Source organism: bacterium (genome assembly GCA_020444325.1).
In the GTDB taxonomy this organism is placed as follows: Bacteria; Bacteroidota; Ignavibacteria; order SZUA-365; family SZUA-365; genus BM516.
In genome coordinates this window covers 138,228-153,764 of sequence record JAHLLD010000007.1, presented here as the reverse complement: position 1 = coordinate 153,764, position 15,537 = coordinate 138,228, and the positions used below count along the sequence as shown (strand labels likewise).

At 56.2% G+C, this 15,537-nt stretch carries 15 protein-coding genes; 8 read left to right on the top strand and 7 right to left on the bottom strand.

Going from position 1 to position 15,537, the window contains the following annotated elements; translation table 11 throughout:
* The first annotated feature begins 13 nt into the window (after positions 1–13).
* The 3 genes from KQI65_11005 to KQI65_10995 all read left to right on the top strand — a co-directional run bounded on the left by KQI65_11005 (position 14) and on the right by KQI65_10995 (position 4,652).
* Positions 14–1,468: a DNA repair exonuclease gene (locus tag KQI65_11005; protein MCB2205268.1), complete on the top strand. Its 1,455-nt coding sequence runs from the start codon at positions 14–16 to the stop codon at positions 1,466–1,468.
* The gene (locus tag KQI65_11000) at positions 1,465–4,047 is read left to right on the top strand and encodes an SMC family ATPase (protein MCB2205267.1); all 2,583 of its coding nucleotides are present in this window, start codon (positions 1,465–1,467) and stop codon (positions 4,045–4,047) included. Before KQI65_11005 ends, KQI65_11000 begins: the two co-directional genes overlap by 4 nt.
* Before the next feature lie 176 nt (positions 4,048–4,223).
* On the top strand, positions 4,224–4,652 hold the full coding sequence (locus tag KQI65_10995) for an HD domain-containing protein (protein ID MCB2205266.1): 429 nt from the start codon (positions 4,224–4,226) through the stop codon (positions 4,650–4,652).
* A gap of 25 nt (positions 4,653–4,677) precedes the next feature.
* Here the strand turns inward: KQI65_10995 and KQI65_10990 are convergent, their stop codons facing one another.
* The 7 genes from KQI65_10990 to KQI65_10960 form a co-directional block, all read right to left on the bottom strand.
* Positions 4,678–4,896, bottom strand: coding sequence for a helix-turn-helix transcriptional regulator (locus KQI65_10990; protein MCB2205265.1), 219 nt, complete (start codon positions 4,894–4,896; stop codon positions 4,678–4,680).
* Position 4,897: 1 nt separating this feature from the next.
* The gene (locus KQI65_10985; protein MCB2205264.1) at positions 4,898–5,473 is read right to left on the bottom strand and encodes a hypothetical protein; all 576 of its coding nucleotides are present in this window, start codon (positions 5,471–5,473) and stop codon (positions 4,898–4,900) included.
* Positions 5,474–5,590: 117 nt separating this feature from the next.
* Positions 5,591–6,715 (bottom strand): radical SAM family heme chaperone HemW, encoded by a 1,125-nt coding sequence (hemW, locus tag KQI65_10980; protein MCB2205263.1) that lies wholly within the window; start codon positions 6,713–6,715, stop codon positions 5,591–5,593.
* Positions 6,716–6,718: 3 nt separating this feature from the next.
* Entirely contained in the window at positions 6,719–7,711 is a 993-nt protein-coding gene (gene lepB, locus KQI65_10975) for a signal peptidase I (protein ID MCB2205262.1), read from the bottom strand.
* A 20-nt stretch (positions 7,712–7,731) separates the two neighbouring features.
* Entirely contained in the window at positions 7,732–8,589 is an 858-nt protein-coding gene (gene lepB / locus KQI65_10970; protein ID MCB2205261.1) for a signal peptidase I, read from the bottom strand.
* 110 nt (positions 8,590–8,699) lie between these two features.
* Positions 8,700–10,499 carry a translation elongation factor 4 gene (gene lepA / locus KQI65_10965; GenBank protein ID MCB2205260.1) on the bottom strand — a complete coding sequence of 600 codons (1,800 nt, stop codon included), beginning with the start codon at positions 10,497–10,499 and terminating at the stop codon, positions 8,700–8,702.
* A 110-nt stretch (positions 10,500–10,609) separates the two neighbouring features.
* Positions 10,610–11,065, bottom strand: coding sequence for an SRPBCC family protein (locus tag KQI65_10960; GenBank protein ID MCB2205259.1), 456 nt, complete (start codon positions 11,063–11,065; stop codon positions 10,610–10,612).
* Positions 11,066–11,230: 165 nt separating this feature from the next.
* Here KQI65_10960 and KQI65_10955 point away from each other — a divergent pair, with 165 nt between their 5' ends.
* The 5 genes from KQI65_10955 (at position 11,231) to KQI65_10935 (ending at position 15,471) form a co-directional block, all read left to right on the top strand.
* Positions 11,231–11,812 carry a biotin transporter BioY gene (locus KQI65_10955; GenBank protein ID MCB2205258.1) on the top strand — a complete coding sequence of 194 codons (582 nt, stop codon included), beginning with the start codon at positions 11,231–11,233 and terminating at the stop codon, positions 11,810–11,812.
* Positions 11,813–11,821: 9 nt separating this feature from the next.
* A complete protein-coding gene (locus KQI65_10950) occupies positions 11,822–12,478 on the top strand; it encodes a 7-carboxy-7-deazaguanine synthase QueE (protein ID MCB2205257.1) in 657 nt (218 codons plus the stop codon).
* Between the two features lie 173 nt (positions 12,479–12,651).
* Positions 12,652–13,014: a preQ(1) synthase gene (gene queF / locus KQI65_10945; protein MCB2205256.1), complete on the top strand. Its 363-nt coding sequence runs from the start codon at positions 12,652–12,654 to the stop codon at positions 13,012–13,014.
* 10 nt (positions 13,015–13,024) lie between these two features.
* A complete protein-coding gene (gene queC / locus KQI65_10940) occupies positions 13,025–13,741 on the top strand; it encodes a 7-cyano-7-deazaguanine synthase QueC (GenBank protein ID MCB2205255.1) in 717 nt (238 codons plus the stop codon).
* 677 nt (positions 13,742–14,418) lie between these two features.
* Complete coding sequence (locus KQI65_10935) at positions 14,419–15,471, top strand: hypothetical protein (GenBank protein ID MCB2205254.1); 1,053 nt, start codon at positions 14,419–14,421, stop codon at positions 15,469–15,471.
* Positions 15,472–15,537: the final 66 nt, after the last annotated feature.

The following is a 15,537-nucleotide window of genomic DNA, read 5'->3' as shown; positions in this document are numbered from 1 at the left end:
GCCTTCAAGGGATATGCAGTTTCGGTTTCTCCATATCGCAGATGTTCATCTCGGCAAGCATCAGCACGAGAGCGAGGAACGCTATGCGGATTATTTCCGCGTGCTCGCAGGCGTTGTTGAATACGCCATCGGTGAGCAGGTGCAGGCGCTGCTGATTGCCGGCGACCTGTTCGATGAGCAGGATCCTTCCGCTGAAAGCATTCGCCGTGCAATGACGGCTCTGCGTCCCCTTCGCGAAACGGGTATTCCCGTCTACGCGATAGAAGGAAATCACGACAGGCGCAAGCGCACGGAGCCCGCATGTGCGCTGGACATTCTCGCCGGGGAATCCTACTTGCACCTGCTGCGTCCCGACATTGAAAATGGGACCCTGACACTTCGCGACTACAGTGAGGAAAAGGGAGGCTCGCTGCTGCGTCCGGTGAAGGATGTGGTGATTGCAGGACTCGGTTTTCTCGGGCACCACGCGGAAGAGTATCACCGGCAGGCGGCGGAGCAGCTTCCTGAGGACGCATTCCCCATCGTGCTATCCCATGTCATGGTACAGCCCGGCGAGGAAACCCTGGAATATGGCTGCGTTGCCTACGACGACATCGCCGCACTGCAGGAGCGCATCGGCTATCTCGCGCTGGGACACCGGCACACACGCACGGGCATCGATGGGGAAATGGATGGCTGGGTGTATAACCCGGGTTCGCTCGAATTCGTGAACAGTCTCGATTATCGTCTGCCGCCGGAACTGCGCGGCTTTTACGATGTGACAGTTGCCGACACAGGGGAAGGCCCGGGCAAAAGTGACGCTGCAATGGCTGATGACATCTCGGAAGTCCGACTGCAGAGGTTGGGATACCACCTTAGGGTGCGGCATGTGCCGACCCGGAAGCGTCCCGCACATACGCTGCGTGTGGACATCAGCGGCTGCGACACGCCCGCAAGAGTTATCGACGCCGTGCGCCGCGTTGCCGAAGAGGAAGTTAATGCTTCCCTTCGTGAGCAACATCCCATTCTCATAGCCCGCCTGCAGGGCACGCTGGCACTTTCGCGTTCGCGTATCCCGCGCAGCGGCATCGCCGCAATGTTGGCGGAGGAGTTCTCTGCGATGCATGTGGAGGTGATGGACCGTGACCTGCTCGGCAGCAGTGATGTGGGCACATTGCTTGCGGATGCCGGGGATCTTGAACTGCTGACCGATCGCGCACGCGCTGTTGCGTCCACGTTGCTCCGCGATCAGGGTATCGCGGTGGGACGCGAGGATGCTCTCGCCGCCGTGCTGATCGACATGAAAACGCAGCTGCAGGGGGGACCCGCGAAGCCGCGTCCCGAGGCGCTGAAATCCCTCCAGTCCCAGCTGCTGCCTTTCGTCGAATATGAGGAGGAGGTTTCCACCACGGGTGCCGACGATACCGGCGATACGGCTGATTCAAGGGAGAGAGAAGAAACGGACGAAGCGGAAGGGAGTAAGGAATGATTATCACCGCTGTTCGTTTACAGAACATCAAATCCTACATCGACGCGGAGCTGCAATTCATCCGTGGCATCAACGTCATTGCCGGGGCGAATGGTACAGGGAAATCCACCATTATCGAGGCGGTGGGACTCGCACTCTTCGGCGCCTGGCCGAAAAAGCTGATGGACGGAAAGGCGTACGCAGGTCTGCTGCGTAACGGGGAAAAAGAGGGCAGCATCGAAGTGGATGTACAGGCACGCGGGAGGGATTTCCGCGTTCTCTGCAATATCGGAAGCCGTCGCCAGGGCGGCCGGGAGAAGCTCTCTTATGAGCGCAGGCTTTTTGATGCAAAAGGGACCGAGATTTCTTCCAGTGCCGGGAGGAAGGAGGATTTCCAGGAGGATATGCGTGAGCACATCATCGGCGCATCACGCATTGACGACGATGAGCTATTCCGCAATATCGTCGGTACCGAACAGGGTGCCTTCGACGATCCCTTCACGCAGCAGGAGAAAGAGCGTCGGACGCTCTTCGAAAAGATTCTGGGCATTGAGGATTTCCAGCATTTCGAGAAACAGTTCTGGGCGCTGGTACGTGCGCAGCGGGATGAGGCTGATACGCTCGGGATACGTGTCGAGGAACGAGCTGGAGTCGTCGAAAAGCAGGTGGAGGCTGAAAAGCTGCTTGGGGAATTCGTAGAGCAACTTGCATCCGTGCAAAACGACGCCGAGGCTGCGGCAGTGGAGGAAAAGGCGCTGCAGGAGAAACTGGAGAAGCTCACTGCGCAGCGCGAGGCACTCGCGAAACAGCGCCACGAAGTGCAGCTGCTCAAGGACAGGCGCAAGTCGCAGTCCAGCGCGCTGAAAAACGCCGAGGCGCTTCTGCAGGAGGCACGCGAGGCTGCGGAAGAACTTGAATCCGTGCGTCCCGGGTATGACGCGTTCATCGCCGCAGATCGTGAGCTATCCGTATTGCGGGCGTCCGCCAAGCGACGCGATGTCGCGCAAGATACCCTCAACGCACTGCAGAAGAAATTCGATGAAGGAAAAATCCGCCTGCAGTCGAGGCGCGAATATGCCGAGGCGCAGTTGAAGGAAACCGCCGAGAAGCTGGAAAAAACAGAAGCGGATTGCGCCCCACTCGAAAAGGAAATCGAGACACTGCTTGAAGAGTACAGGGCGATCGAGAAGGAGAAAGTCCGTCTCGAAGATCGCGTCGCGGCGACGGCGGAAGCCCGTTCCTTCGTCGACGAAATGCACGGCGCGCAGCAGACGCTGGAAAACCTCGGTGAAAATATGCAGAAACTGCATAATTCCTTCACACAGCTTCAGGAGTATCAGCGGAATTCTGATGTGAAGCTCAATTTCTTCGCCGAACTGGAATCAACCTCAGAGCAGTTTTTCGGAAAGTATCTTGAGACGCAGGGGGGCGAAGGCGCCAGATCACCGTTTGCGGAATTGCGGAAGCGCGCGAACCAGGAGGAGGAAAGCGCACGTCGAGAGGCAAGCCGCGCCACCGAAGCGCTTGGCACGAAGCGGGAGCAGGGGAAGTCTGCCCGTAGCAGACTGGATGACAGGAAAGCCGAGATTGAGGCGCTGCAGAAATCCCGCACCGCACTGGAAAAGGAAATCCTGAGTGTAGCCCGCGAGCTGAAAGCGCTTGAAGAGGACTGGAACTTGCAATCAGGGAAGCTGCAGGAGTCGCTGCTGGGCTTTACAACGTTGGATGAAGATATCGCAGCACTTGAAAAGCAGCTGGAGAGCAACCGGGAAGCGCATACGCGATTTCTCTCGCTGCAGAATCTCGCGAGTGCCGTCGGGGAACGGACGAAGCAATGCGAGGCGGCACAGGAGGCTGAGAAGGAGACAGACGCGACGCTGACCGCAGCTGAGAAAGAACTGACGAAGCAGGAGAAAGCCTTTACGGAAAAGGATTACCTGGAGACGAAAGCGCAATGGGAGGTTGCGCTGGCTCTGGAAAGAAAGGCTTCCGGACTGCTGGCGGAATGGAAGACGCGAGTCAGCACGCAGGAGGAAGCAGTCAGAGTACTTGGCAAAGATCGTAAGGAATATGAAAAGCTTCTGAAATCAGCATCCCGGAGCAGCACTGAGGCGGATTTTATGCAGAATGTGCATAATGCCGTCGTGCGTGAACTCGCACGTCACGTGGGCGCCAGCATCGTGACGGCACTGTCTGCCTTCGCCGCGGATCTGTACCAGCGCATCGCGCCCGAGCAGGGGATGACGCTGGTGTGGGATGCGCAATCGTACGCCGTCGAGCTGCGCGGGGAGGCGGGACGGGTGCGGGGACGCGAACTCTCGGGTGGACAACTCATGGGCGTCTCCCTCGCCGTCAAGCTGGCACTCATCAAATGGTACGCGCAATGCCGCGTCGGCTTCCTCGATGAACCGACAACGCATCTCGACCGCGAAACCCGCCGTCATCTCGCTGACGTCATCCAGCATCTCGAACAGCTCACCGGCGACAGCGATCCGTGGTTCGACCAGCTCTTCATCATCAGTCACGAAGAAAGCTTTGCCGGTGCGGGACACCTGGTCGAACTCATACGTGAACCCTCCGGCGCCTCGCAGGTGGTGTAGATTGCAGATGACAGATTTCAGATTTCAAATTGCAGATTGCAGACAGAAGGTACATTTGGAGCAGGGATTGCTTCCCGCAGCCTGTGACAGAGCGATTTTTTACTCACGACGGAAGCAATCCCTGACAAAGTGATTCAGGAAAAGGAAGGAGCTATAGATCGATGACCAACACACAGATGATTGAAGCCGCGATTGCGCTGGCGGTGAAGGCACATGCGGGACAGAAGGACAAGTACGGCGCGCCGTACATTCTGCATCCATTGAAGGTGGGACTCGGGTCGCATGATGACTTCGAAATGACGGCTGGTTTTCTGCACGACGTGATTGAAGACAGTCCGCGCACGATTGAAGATCTCCGCAAGGAGGGTTTTCCCGAAGAAGTCCTCATCATCGTCGATCACCTGACCAAGCGCGATGGGGAGGAGTGGGAAGCCTACATCCACCGGGTGATGGAGCATGAGCCTTCTATGCGTGTCAAACTGCGTGACCTCGAGCAGAACATGGACACCACGCGTATTTCCTCCTTCGGCGATCGCGACAAGGACCGCTTCACCCGCTACGTATGGGCTTGGCATCAGATCCGCGAGAAACTCGGGATCGAGTGACCGTACGTCACCAAGCTGCGGATGATCAGGCAGTTCCCTCGAAAGTGAACACCTCCTCAACATCTTTCCCGAAAACACGCGCGATGCGAAATGCCAGTGTGAGGGAAGGCGCATAGCGCTGCTGCTCGAGAAGGATGATGGTCTGCCGCGTGCAGCCGGCAGCGTCGGCCAGTTGCTGCTGTGTCATTTCCCCCTGCTCGAAACGCAGACGCCGGATGCAGTTGCCGATGTGCTCTTCTGCCATGTCAGAATCTCCAGTACCCGATCAGCACGCCTGCGGCCTGAAATAGTCCCCCGACAATAAGCGTCGACAGAAAAATGAGAATCGGATATGCGATGGGGACCTGACCGCTCGCCCAGTAGGTCTCCGTTAGTCCTATCGCCCAGAACGCCAGTGTGAGGGTCATCCCGAGGACCTGCACTGTCGGCGCCCAGTGCAGCACAGCGATATCGCGCTCGTCCTTTACCCGTCCCCTGTTCCTCAATGCCGTCACAACATGCACCGTGAGATACGCCGCAGCCGCGCACATTGCGATCAGATACACCGTGTTGCGCATATCGTCCTGTAGATAATAATTCTCCGCTCCGCGGTCCAGGAATATCCGCAGTATCGCGAGCAGCGCTACGGTACCGATACCCAATCCCCATGCAGCACGAACCTGAAATACCGTGAGTGGCAGTCGCGTGCGCTCTCCGTTCTCGTCGATTTCCCCGGGGCGCATGCCGCGCAGCCGCATCGCATATACGAAATACAGCGCTCCTGCTATGCAGGCCACTGTTATGAATGTTGTCACTGTTGTCCATATCGTCGAAGTTTCCATTTCTACTTTCCTCAGAGTTTGTGCTGCACTGAATGTAATATATATATGACATAATGTCAAATATATATTACATATGTGCATGCGTTTTGCCGCATGGCAGCTGTGCGCGGTGTGACGTTACATCAATTCCGCGCAGATTTCGTCGCAGACGAGGATGCCCTTGCGGGAGAGGTGAAGGCGGTCGCCGGAGCGCTGAAGCAACCCGGACTTCAGGCAGGTGCCGATGTAGGCGGAGCGTTCTTCGAGCAGGTTGCCGCCGAAGAGGCGGGTGTAGCTGGGGAGGTGTATGCCTTCGCTGCGGAGGCGCAGGTAGATGTACTCGTGGCGGAGGGTGTCGGCGTCGAGCGTCTCGCCGCCGGCTTCGGGCAGTGCACCGCGAGTGAGGGATTCGACATAGCTCTGCACGCTGCTGAGATTCCACCAGCGGCGACCGAGCCAGGTGCTGTGGGCGGAGGGACCAAAGCCGAGGTAGTCTTCATGCCGCCAGTAGGTCAGGTTGTGCCGGCAGGTGTAACCGGGACGCGCGTAATTGGACACTTCGTATTGCTGGAAATCCCACTCTGCGAGCGTGTCCATCGTGAGATCGAACAGTGCGGCGTCGCTCTCCTCGGGCGGCATGGCGACGGTTCCGAGGCGCACCATACGCGCGAGCGGTGTGCCCTGCTCCACGGTGAGAGAGTAGCAGCTCAGGTGCGTCGTGCCCAGCGTGCGGGCGCGTTCGAGATTGTATAGCCAGCGCTCGGGTGTCTGTCCCGGCAACGAAAACATGAGATCAAGATTGACGTTCTCCATTCCCGCTTCATGTGCGGCATGGATGGCGGCCTCTGCCTCGCCGGCATCATGGATGCGGCTGAGGAATTGCAGATCGTCGGCGTGAAAGCTCTGCACACCGAAGCTCAGGCGGTTGACGCCCGCACTGCGATAACCACGAAGTTTGTCGACGTCCACCGTGCCGGGATTGCATTCGACGGTGACTTCGGCATCGGACTCGAAACGGAAACGCGAACGCAGCGCATCGAGGATGCCGCCGAGTTGCATGTCGCTGAGAAGGGAGGGTGTGCCGCCACCGAAGAAGATGCTGTGAAAGACAATATCCTCGGGAAGGACATCAGCGCGCATGGCGATTTCCCGGTGCAGGGCGGAGAGGAAGTCGTCGTACTGGCGGAAGGATTCGATGGAGTAGAAGTCGCAGTAAATGCACTTCTTGTCACAGAAGGGGATATGAATGTAGAGTCCGGGCATGGACTAATGTACGATGCTGAAAAACCGTCCCCAGCGAATCGAGGAGAACAGGTCGATGGGACTCGTCAGTCCGATGCGGGAATCCCACGACCAGTAGATCAGCATGGCCTTTCCGATGATGTTCTGCTCAGGGACGAAGCCCCAGTAGCGGCTGTCTTCGCTGTTGTCGCGATGATCGCCAAGCATGAAATAGTAGTCGTTTTCAACGGTGTAGAGGTTGCTCTCACTGCCGTCCACCTGCACCTCGCCCGTTGCGGTAAAGCGCACGTTGTGTCCTTCCCGCTCGATGAACAGCCGCCATGAATCAATGTTCTCCAGCGTAAGCTCGATTTCCATTCCTTCATATGGCACGACCATCGGACCCCACCAGTCCCTGTTGTATCCCGACCCCTTGGGATAGATATCCACATCGAAATCCCCGCGCCCGAGAACACGCGAGGAAAACACGGCATTTTCGGGATCAGCCTGCCGTCGTCCGTTCACGAACACACGCTTGCCGGCGATTTCAACGGTATCGCCGGCGACGGCTATCAGACGTTTGACGTAATTGAGCACATTCGGCTGTTCCACGGTTTCGCGATCGCCGGGATATTCAAACACGACCACATCGCCGCGGGAGGGGGAAGTGTAGCCGGGGAGGAATTTGGCGTGAGGAAGGCGGATGCCGGTAAGTGGCACGGCTCGTGGGGTGCGGACGCCGTAGCAGAATTTGTTGACGAAAAGGAAATCCCCGACCAGCAGCGTGTTGTTCATTGAAGGCGTCGGAATACCAAACGCTTCGATGAAAAACACTTTGAGGAAAATGGCGATGAACAGTGCATACAGCACGACTCGCCAGTACTCGCGGAAGAGTCCGCCAGTACTCGCACTCTGCGCATCCCCGTTTTGCGCATCTGCGTTTTGCGCATCTGCGTTTTGCGCATTGCTGGTTGGCGCATTTGCGTTCTGCGGAAGTTCTCCCTTTTGTTCTGTCTGTTGCGGTGTCTCCTCTGTCATCTCAGTTGATTTCGGCCATCTCAGTTGATCAGGGTGAACATGCGGCTGAAGCGGATTTTCTTGAAGAAGTTGTGAATCGTCGGATCCATCGACCAGTATACCATCATCGGGGTGCCCACGACATGTTCTGCGGGGATAAAGCCCCACCAGCGGCTGTCGAGTGAGTCATCACGATTGTCGCCCATACCGAACACGTAGTCGCGTTCGACGGTATAGCTCGAAGCTGCCTTCCCATCGATCATGATCTGTTCGCCTTCGATGCTCACCTCGTGTCCTTCACGACGAATGAAGGTTACCCATTCCTGGATATTCTCAAGGGAGAGCGGGATGACATCGCCTTCGCCCGGGACGACGAGGGGACCGTACTGATCACGATTCCAGGGCTTGCCCGGCGGGAAGATACCGGGATCGGCCACGTCCTTGCTCATGGGTTCAAACATGAAGTGGATGCCGTCATGATGCGGGAATTTCTTCCCGTTGATGTACAGCACCTTGTCGATGACGCGAATGGTGTCGTGTGCCGTGGCGACGCAGCGCTTGAGATAGTACTGGAAGCCCTGCCGCGGCTCAACGCGATCGCGTTCTCCGGGAAAGATGAAAACGATGACATCGCCCTTCTCCGGTTCGCTGAAACCGGGGGTGCGGACGAAGGGAAGTTCAATTTCCGTTCCGAAAATAATGCCCAGCAGGGGAATGGTCGGCGGCGTGGTGCCCCCGTAGATGAACTTGTTGACGAACAGGAAGTCGCCGGCCATCACGGTGTTTTCCATGGATCCGGTCGGAACCTGGAAGGAGGCCAGGACGAAGCTGTTGAGGAAAATCACGGCGACCAGGGCGAAGCCCAGCGATTTCAGCGTTTCCTTGATGCTCTTTTTCATGTTACTCCGCCTGCGGGGATGTGAAATGTCTTGATACTCAATAGAGATGCGAACGAGATACGCATACGGACGACAGCATGTGCCGGTTGCGGGAGGGCGGGACTTTTACCCTAATCCTCCATCGAGAGCACGGCAAGGAAGGCTTCCTGCGGTACTTCCACAGCGCCGACCTGCTTCATGCGCTTCTTCCCTTCCTTCTGTTTCTCGAGCAGTTTGCGTTTACGGGAAATATCACCGCCGTAACACTTCGCAGTCACGTTCTTGCGCAGCGGCTTGACGACGTCACGGGAAATGACCTTGCTGCCGATAGCCGCCTGGATGACGACTTCAAACATCTGGCGGGGAATAAGGTCCTTGAGTTTACGGCACAGTCTGCGTCCCCAGTCGTATGCCTTCGAACGATGAACGATGCTGGAGAGCGCATCCACGGGTTCCCCGTTGAGCAGGATGTCGAGTTTGACGAGATCGGATTTGCGATAATCCTTGAACTCGTAATCGAAGGACGCGTAGCCGCGGGAAACGGACTTCAGCTTGTCGTAGAAATCGAAAATGATCTCGGAAAGCGGAAGCTCGAAGTGGACGTCCGCTCGCGTCGGATCGATATACTGCGTGTTGTGGTACTCGCCGCGGCGGTCCATGCACAGCTTCATGATGTTGCCCATGTACTCGGAGGGCGTAATGATCTGTGCGCGAATGAACGGCTCTTCCACATACTCGATATCCCCGGGAGGGGGCATCGAGGACGGATTTTCTACCGGAATGCGTTCTCCCTCTTCCTTCAGCACCACATAGTATTGTACGTTCGGCACCGTAGTGATGATGGAGAGATCGAACTCGCGCTCGAGACGCTCCTGCGCGATCTCCATGTGCAGCAATCCCAGGAATCCCGCACGGAAGCCGAAGCCCAGTGCCGCGGAGGTTTCCGGTTCGTAGATGATGGAAGAGTCGTTGAGGCGCAGTTTCGACAGTGCCTCGCGGAGATCTTCGAAATCATCGGACACCGTTGGATACAGTCCGCTGAAGACCATCGGTTTCACTTCCTTGTACCCGGGCAGACGCTCAGGTGCGCCTTTTTTTGCATGCGTGATCGTGTCACCCACGTTGGTGTCGGCAACCGTCTTGACACCAGCGATGAGGTAGCCAACGTCTCCGGCGGAAAGTTCGCCCGTGCGGTTTCGACCCCTTTTCAGAATGCCGATTTCCTCGACCTCGAATTCCTTGTCATTGGCGAAGAACTTGATCACTTCCTTCTCGCGAATTGTGCCCTGCACTACGCGCATGTATACCACGGCGCCGCGGTAAGGATCGAAGACGGAATCAAAGATCAGTGCCTGCAGCGGTGCGGAAGCATCGCCAACGGGAGGAGGAACGCGTTCAATAATGGCCTGGAGGATATCGTCGATGCCAACACCTGTCTTGGCACTGGTGGGGATGACTTCCGAGGGATCGCAGCCGATCAGGTCAACGATACCCTGTGTGACCGTGTCGACCATGGCGCTGGCGAGATCGACCTTGTTGACGACGGGAATGATTTCGAGTCCCGCCTCGATGGCCAGGTACAGGTTGCTGATGGTCTGTGCTTCGATACCCTGCGTGGCATCAACAACAAGAATGGCTCCTTCACATGCATTGAGGGAGCGGGACACTTCGTAGGAGAAATCCACGTGTCCCGGTGTATCAATAAGGTTCAGCGTGTATTCATTGCCATCGGTGTGCGTGTGCTTCATGCGTACTGCATGCAGTTTGATCGTAATGCCCCGCTCCTGCTCGAGATCCATGTCGTCGAGCACCTGGTTATTCTTGAGATCGCGCTGGGTGATCGTCCCTGTACGTTCGAGCAGTCTGTCGGCCAGAGTCGACTTTCCATGATCAATGTGCGCGATGATGCAGAAATTGCGGGTTTTATCCATAAGTCTCAATGTTCACACATACGTAGAGCAAATCAATATAACGTATTGAATCCTGCTGTGAAAGACAGCTATCCGTACCCATTTACGAAGGGGGAGGCTGAGGATGGGGATCAGGGGTGTTCCAGAAGACGCTTCGTGCGCTTCTGCCGTGAGGCGAACATGCCCCGGATAAGGCGGGTGACAACGAGTTTGTTGACAAGGTGCCCGAGTGTACCATACGGGAGGTCATACTCGACGGAATCATTCAGCAGGCAGTTCCCATTGCTCAGGGGGATGAATTCCCGCACCTGCTTCCAGGCGGAAAAAGGTCCTTTCACCATCACATCACCGAGACGCCGGGGAGGCTCGTAGATGTCAAAACGCATCTGCCAGTGTTGCGCAGGCAGGAGCAGGAAGGGGCGAACACGAAGAAAGACCTCTGCTCCTTCTGCGGGTGTGTCATGACGGTCTATGCTGATGCGCAGATATCGCGGTGTGATACGCAGCAGGTTTGCCGGGTCGCTGTGAAACGCGAATACTGTTTCCAGATCGGCCCCGATCTCTATCGAACGGGTGTAATAGTACATTTGCGCACAAAATACGTGATTTACGATGAAAAGGAACTATCCGGGATAAAAAAGTTTGCTTCGGAACAATACCGCGATAGATACGCCGATCGCATTGCGTTCAAAGTGGAAAAACGCTAATTTTCAGGGACATATTTTCTGCAGTCCTTTCATAGGATGGATTTCATGTACACGACGACAACAGTAGACCGTATTTTCAGTGTTTCAGAGAGCCGCTCGCTTTCCACAACCGTGTGGATCGGCGGATTCGCCCTGCTGACGGCGCTTGGCGCACAGATCGTGCTGCCGACAATTCCGGTGCCGTTTACGTTGCAGACCTTCTTCGTGCTGCTTTCCGGCGCCATGCTGGGCCCCCGCAAGGGCGCAGCGGCGCAGATGAGCTACCTGGCCATGGGCGCGACCGGAATGCCGGTGTTCGCCGGTTTTGCCGGAGGTTTCCCCTATCTTCTGGGTCCCACCGGCGGTTACCTGATCGCCTTCCCTTTCGCAGCCTTCGTTACCGGCGCCCTGCTGCACGAAACGAAGCTTCTCAGCCGCCTGCCCCGGTATATCGCCGCCCTGTTCGCCATGATTCTGGGTATGGTGGTGATTTTCGCCATGGGAATTACGCAGCTCAATTACGTTCTCATCAATGACTGGAATGCCAGCATTGCGGCAGGTTTTGTGTCGCTGCAGGTGTGGGATGCAGTCAAAATCGCGGCCGCCGCGGGCATCTATGCCGAAGTGGGACGCCGTTTCACGAAATAATTTTCGCGCATGCCGAAGCTGAAAGTCTCCGAGATTTTTTACAGCATTCAAGGCGAGGGCAGCCGAGCAGGGCTGCCCTGCGTTTTTATACGCCTGCAGGGATGTGGACTCCGCTGCAGCTGGTGCGATACACCCTATGCCCTCGACCACCGCGAAGGCGGGGAAATGATGGATACCGGCGCAATCCTCTCACGCGTCGCCTCCTTCCGCTGCGGCTTCGTGGAACTGACCGGCGGAGAGCCGTTGGAACAGGAAGACAGCTTCGCCTTCATGACCGAACTCTGTGAGCAGGGCTTCGACGTAGCCGTGGAAACCGGGGGACATGTGGATATCAGCCGCGTGGACCCGCGCGTGACGGTGATCATGGATGTGAAATGTCCCGGCTCCGGCATGATGAAAAAGAATCGGCGCGAAAACCTGGACTATCTCAAGCCGACGGACGAAGTGAAATTCGTCGTGAAGGATCGCGAGGATTATGAATGGACCCGCGACTTCATCACACGCGAATCCCTTGCCGATCGCTGCGGGGAAATCCTCATCTCCCCCGCGTTTGAGGACGTCGACTATCAGAAGCTTGTGGAATGGATGCTCGCAGACCACCTCCCCGCACGCCTACAGCTTCAGCTGCACAAGTACATCTGGCATCCCGACACCCGGGGTGTATAGAGTCCCATCAATGGGAACACCCGGCTTCGTTCTCGCTGCGCTCGAACTACGCCGGGGCAAGCCGGACTTCAGGCTGATGTTTCCATCATTCCATTTTTCTATCTTTCCATCAAGATTCTGAAATCTGAAATCTGCAATCTGCAATCTGACATCTGACATCTGACATCTGACCTATGGTTGACATCGATACCTTTCCGAACAAGTACCCGAACAGGGACTATGAAATCACGCATGTGAATCCGGAGTTTACTTCGGTGTGTCCCGTGACGGGACTGCCGGATTTTGCGACGATCACGCTGTACTACATTCCCGACGAGTTGTGCATCGAGCTGAAGTCGCTCAAGTACTATTACCTCGAGTTTCGCAACAAGGGGATTTACTTCGAGGCTTCCGTCAATGAAATTCTCGACGACCTCGTGGAAGTTTGCAAGCCCCGCTACATGAAGGTCTCCGGCGAGTTCAACACGCGCGGCGGCATCAGTTCGCTGGTGGAAACCGAATACTACAAGCCGGGCTGGATCGGGAACGTGGAATGAGGTGCGAGGGATGAGCGAACAGCCTGACAGACCGCTCGCCATCGTGCTGGCTTCGGGGGGAATGGACAGCTGCGTGACCGTGGCCATGGCGGCGCGTGAATTCGAACTGGCGCTGCTGCACGTGAACTACGGGCAGCGCACGCAGGCTCGTGAGCTGCGCGCGTTCGAAGATATTGCCGAGCATTACGGCGTGCCGGAGGAGCGGCGCCTGGTGATTTCCATCGAGCACCTGGCGCGCATCGGCGGCTCGAGTCTGACCGACACCGGCATGGAAGTGCGCGATGCGGAAAAGGAATCCCACGGCATCCCGAACACCTACGTGCCCTTTCGCAACGCCAACATGCTGAGCATTGCCGTGAGCTGGGCCGAGGTGCTGGGAGCCGAAGCGCTGTTCGTCGGGGCGGTGGAAGAGGACAGTTCGGGCTATCCCGACTGCAGGGAGAGTTTTTACCAGGCCTATCAGCGCGTGATCGAGACAGGCACGAAGTACGAGCGTCCCCTGCGCATCCGTACCCCGTTGATTCATCTTTCCAAGGATGAAATCATTCGTGAGGGACTCGCCCTCGGCGCACCTTTGCAGCTGAGTTGGAGCTGTTACAAGAACGAAGACCGCGCCTGCGGCGTCTGTGAATCCTGCGTCCTTCGCCTCCGCGGCTTCCGCCGCGCCGACAGCGAAGATCCCATCCCCTACGAACGCTACCCGGACGAAGACCTGCTGGCGCTTTGAGCCTTGCCAGTCACACTTCTATTAGATCAGACGGATCACAAGTCACCTTTAAAATAAGATCTTCACCTTGGGAAGAAGCATGGGTTGTAGGAGTACTCACGGAAGGTACGGAAGTGGTTATCGTCAAAGGTACGCGGTCAGCAAAATAGGAAGCATATAGAAACCCTGATTTCCGGGCCCGGGGACTGGGGATAGTTCATTTATCCCAAATAACCTGTTTACAGGAGGTTTCAATGAAGCGACTGATTCTCGCAGTCGTTGTGGGACTGCTCTGCCTGATCCCCGCGACAACGCTGGCGCAGCAACTGACTTTTCGGACATGGAGTGTTGTATTTGCATTGGATCCTCATGGACTGTAATACACTACTTTATGAAATTGTTTCATTTTCTTGGATTATTTTTGTCCACCAGAGGCATTCCGGAGGTATATAGGGTATGAAAGTCAGATGAGGAGATATGGCTTCGGTGTAAACCTGTACATGAGCGACCTGGATCGCTTTCGTGCTGGAGATTTTCATCGAAACTGATCGAGTCGAGTGCGATTGCAACGTGCTGCTCAACCCTCCGACACTGAGTCGAGGATACCTCAGTATTGGGACCTCAATTCTCCACTCTGTCGGTCAAGCTCGTCTTTCTACATGGTTTCAGAATTGTTCGCCCATTGCGTTGGAGTTTTCATGAAGTTCTCAAAATTCCTCTTGCCACTTCTGCTTGTATTACTTCTCGGCAACACCTGCACCGATTCCACCACCGAACCGCCTCCGGCAAAAGTTGAAGGCCCATCTTCGCAGGACTGGACCTGGGAACACACGATCATCGATCCCGAAAACACAAAAGGCCATCTATGGGACGTGTGCTACATCAACGACACCTGCGTGTGGGCGGTGGGCTGGATACAGCACAAAGGAGAGAACTACAACGCCTGCCGGTGGGATGGCAAAGAGTGGAAACTGGAAAAGGTGTGGGAGGATCCTATGGGGTCAGCAACGGAACCGAGCGTGCACGAACTCCATACCATATTTGGGACTTCACCAGATGATATTTGGTTTCTGCAGGGCACCGTGTTCATTCACTGGGATGGACATGAATATGAGACAGATTCAAGACTACTCTCTGTGCTGAGAGATGCAGGCGGAATGCGTACGTGCTGGGGTACTGGTCCCAGAAACATCTACGCAGCTGGGATGAAAGGCCAGATGATCCACTACAACGGGAATTACTGGAATTTGTTGAAGAGTGACATCGACCAGGATATCACGGCGATGCACGGAAACGGCGATACGGTGCTGGTGGCGGCGACGGGTCCCGGGGATGCTGGCCCGACCGCATTTTACACGGTTGTCGGAGAAAAAGTAGAGTTCTTCTCGCAGGACAGCCTGCCCCACGGCGTGCAGGCCCTCTGGTTCAGCCATCTGGATGATATTTACACGGATGGACCGCACGCATTCCATTTCGATGGGAAGAGTTGGCAGAAGACTATGGATTGGGAACTGGAACATAAAAGCGGATACGGAAGAGACATGGCAGCGAACAGCCGATGGGATATACTTGTTGTCGGGGCTGCCTCAACAATACTGCACTACAATCAGGAAACGTGGAAATCATTCCAAAATCTGCCAGGTCTTGAAACCGCCTATTTCAAGGGCTGCACAATGCACGGGGACGAGGCATGGGTCGTAGGAGTACTCACGGAAGGTACAGAAGTGGTTATCGTCAAAGGTATGCGTTGAGCAGGATCGTATAGATATTTACACTCTGGTTTCCGAGCCCGGGGACTGGAGATAGTTCAATTATCC

Excerpts from the sequence above, each read along its gene's own strand:
- KQI65_11005 (MCB2205268.1), top strand. The coding sequence starts at position 14 with ATGCAGTTTCGGTTTCTCCATATCGCAGATGTTCATCTCGGCAAGCAT.
- KQI65_11000 (MCB2205267.1), top strand. The coding sequence starts at position 1,465 with ATGATTATCACCGCTGTTCGTTTACAGAACATCAAATCCTACATCGAC.
- KQI65_10995 (MCB2205266.1), top strand. The coding sequence starts at position 4,224 with ATGATTGAAGCCGCGATTGCGCTGGCGGTGAAGGCACATGCGGGACAG.
- KQI65_10990 (MCB2205265.1), bottom strand. The coding sequence starts at position 4,896 with ATGGCAGAAGAGCACATCGGCAACTGCATCCGGCGTCTGCGTTTCGAG.
- KQI65_10985 (MCB2205264.1), bottom strand. The coding sequence starts at position 5,473 with ATGGAAACTTCGACGATATGGACAACAGTGACAACATTCATAACAGTG.
- hemW (MCB2205263.1), bottom strand. The coding sequence starts at position 6,715 with ATGCCCGGACTCTACATTCATATCCCCTTCTGTGACAAGAAGTGCATT.
- lepB (MCB2205262.1), bottom strand. The coding sequence starts at position 7,711 with ATGACAGAGGAGACACCGCAACAGACAGAACAAAAGGGAGAACTTCCG.
- lepB (MCB2205261.1), bottom strand. The coding sequence starts at position 8,589 with ATGAAAAAGAGCATCAAGGAAACGCTGAAATCGCTGGGCTTCGCCCTG.
- lepA (MCB2205260.1), bottom strand. The coding sequence starts at position 10,499 with ATGGATAAAACCCGCAATTTCTGCATCATCGCGCACATTGATCATGGA.
- KQI65_10960 (MCB2205259.1), bottom strand. The coding sequence starts at position 11,065 with ATGTACTATTACACCCGTTCGATAGAGATCGGGGCCGATCTGGAAACA.
- KQI65_10955 (MCB2205258.1), top strand. The coding sequence starts at position 11,231 with ATGTACACGACGACAACAGTAGACCGTATTTTCAGTGTTTCAGAGAGC.
- KQI65_10950 (MCB2205257.1), top strand. The coding sequence starts at position 11,822 with ATGCCGAAGCTGAAAGTCTCCGAGATTTTTTACAGCATTCAAGGCGAG.
- queF (MCB2205256.1), top strand. The coding sequence starts at position 12,652 with ATGGTTGACATCGATACCTTTCCGAACAAGTACCCGAACAGGGACTAT.
- queC (MCB2205255.1), top strand. The coding sequence starts at position 13,025 with ATGAGCGAACAGCCTGACAGACCGCTCGCCATCGTGCTGGCTTCGGGG.
- KQI65_10935 (MCB2205254.1), top strand. The coding sequence starts at position 14,419 with ATGAAGTTCTCAAAATTCCTCTTGCCACTTCTGCTTGTATTACTTCTC.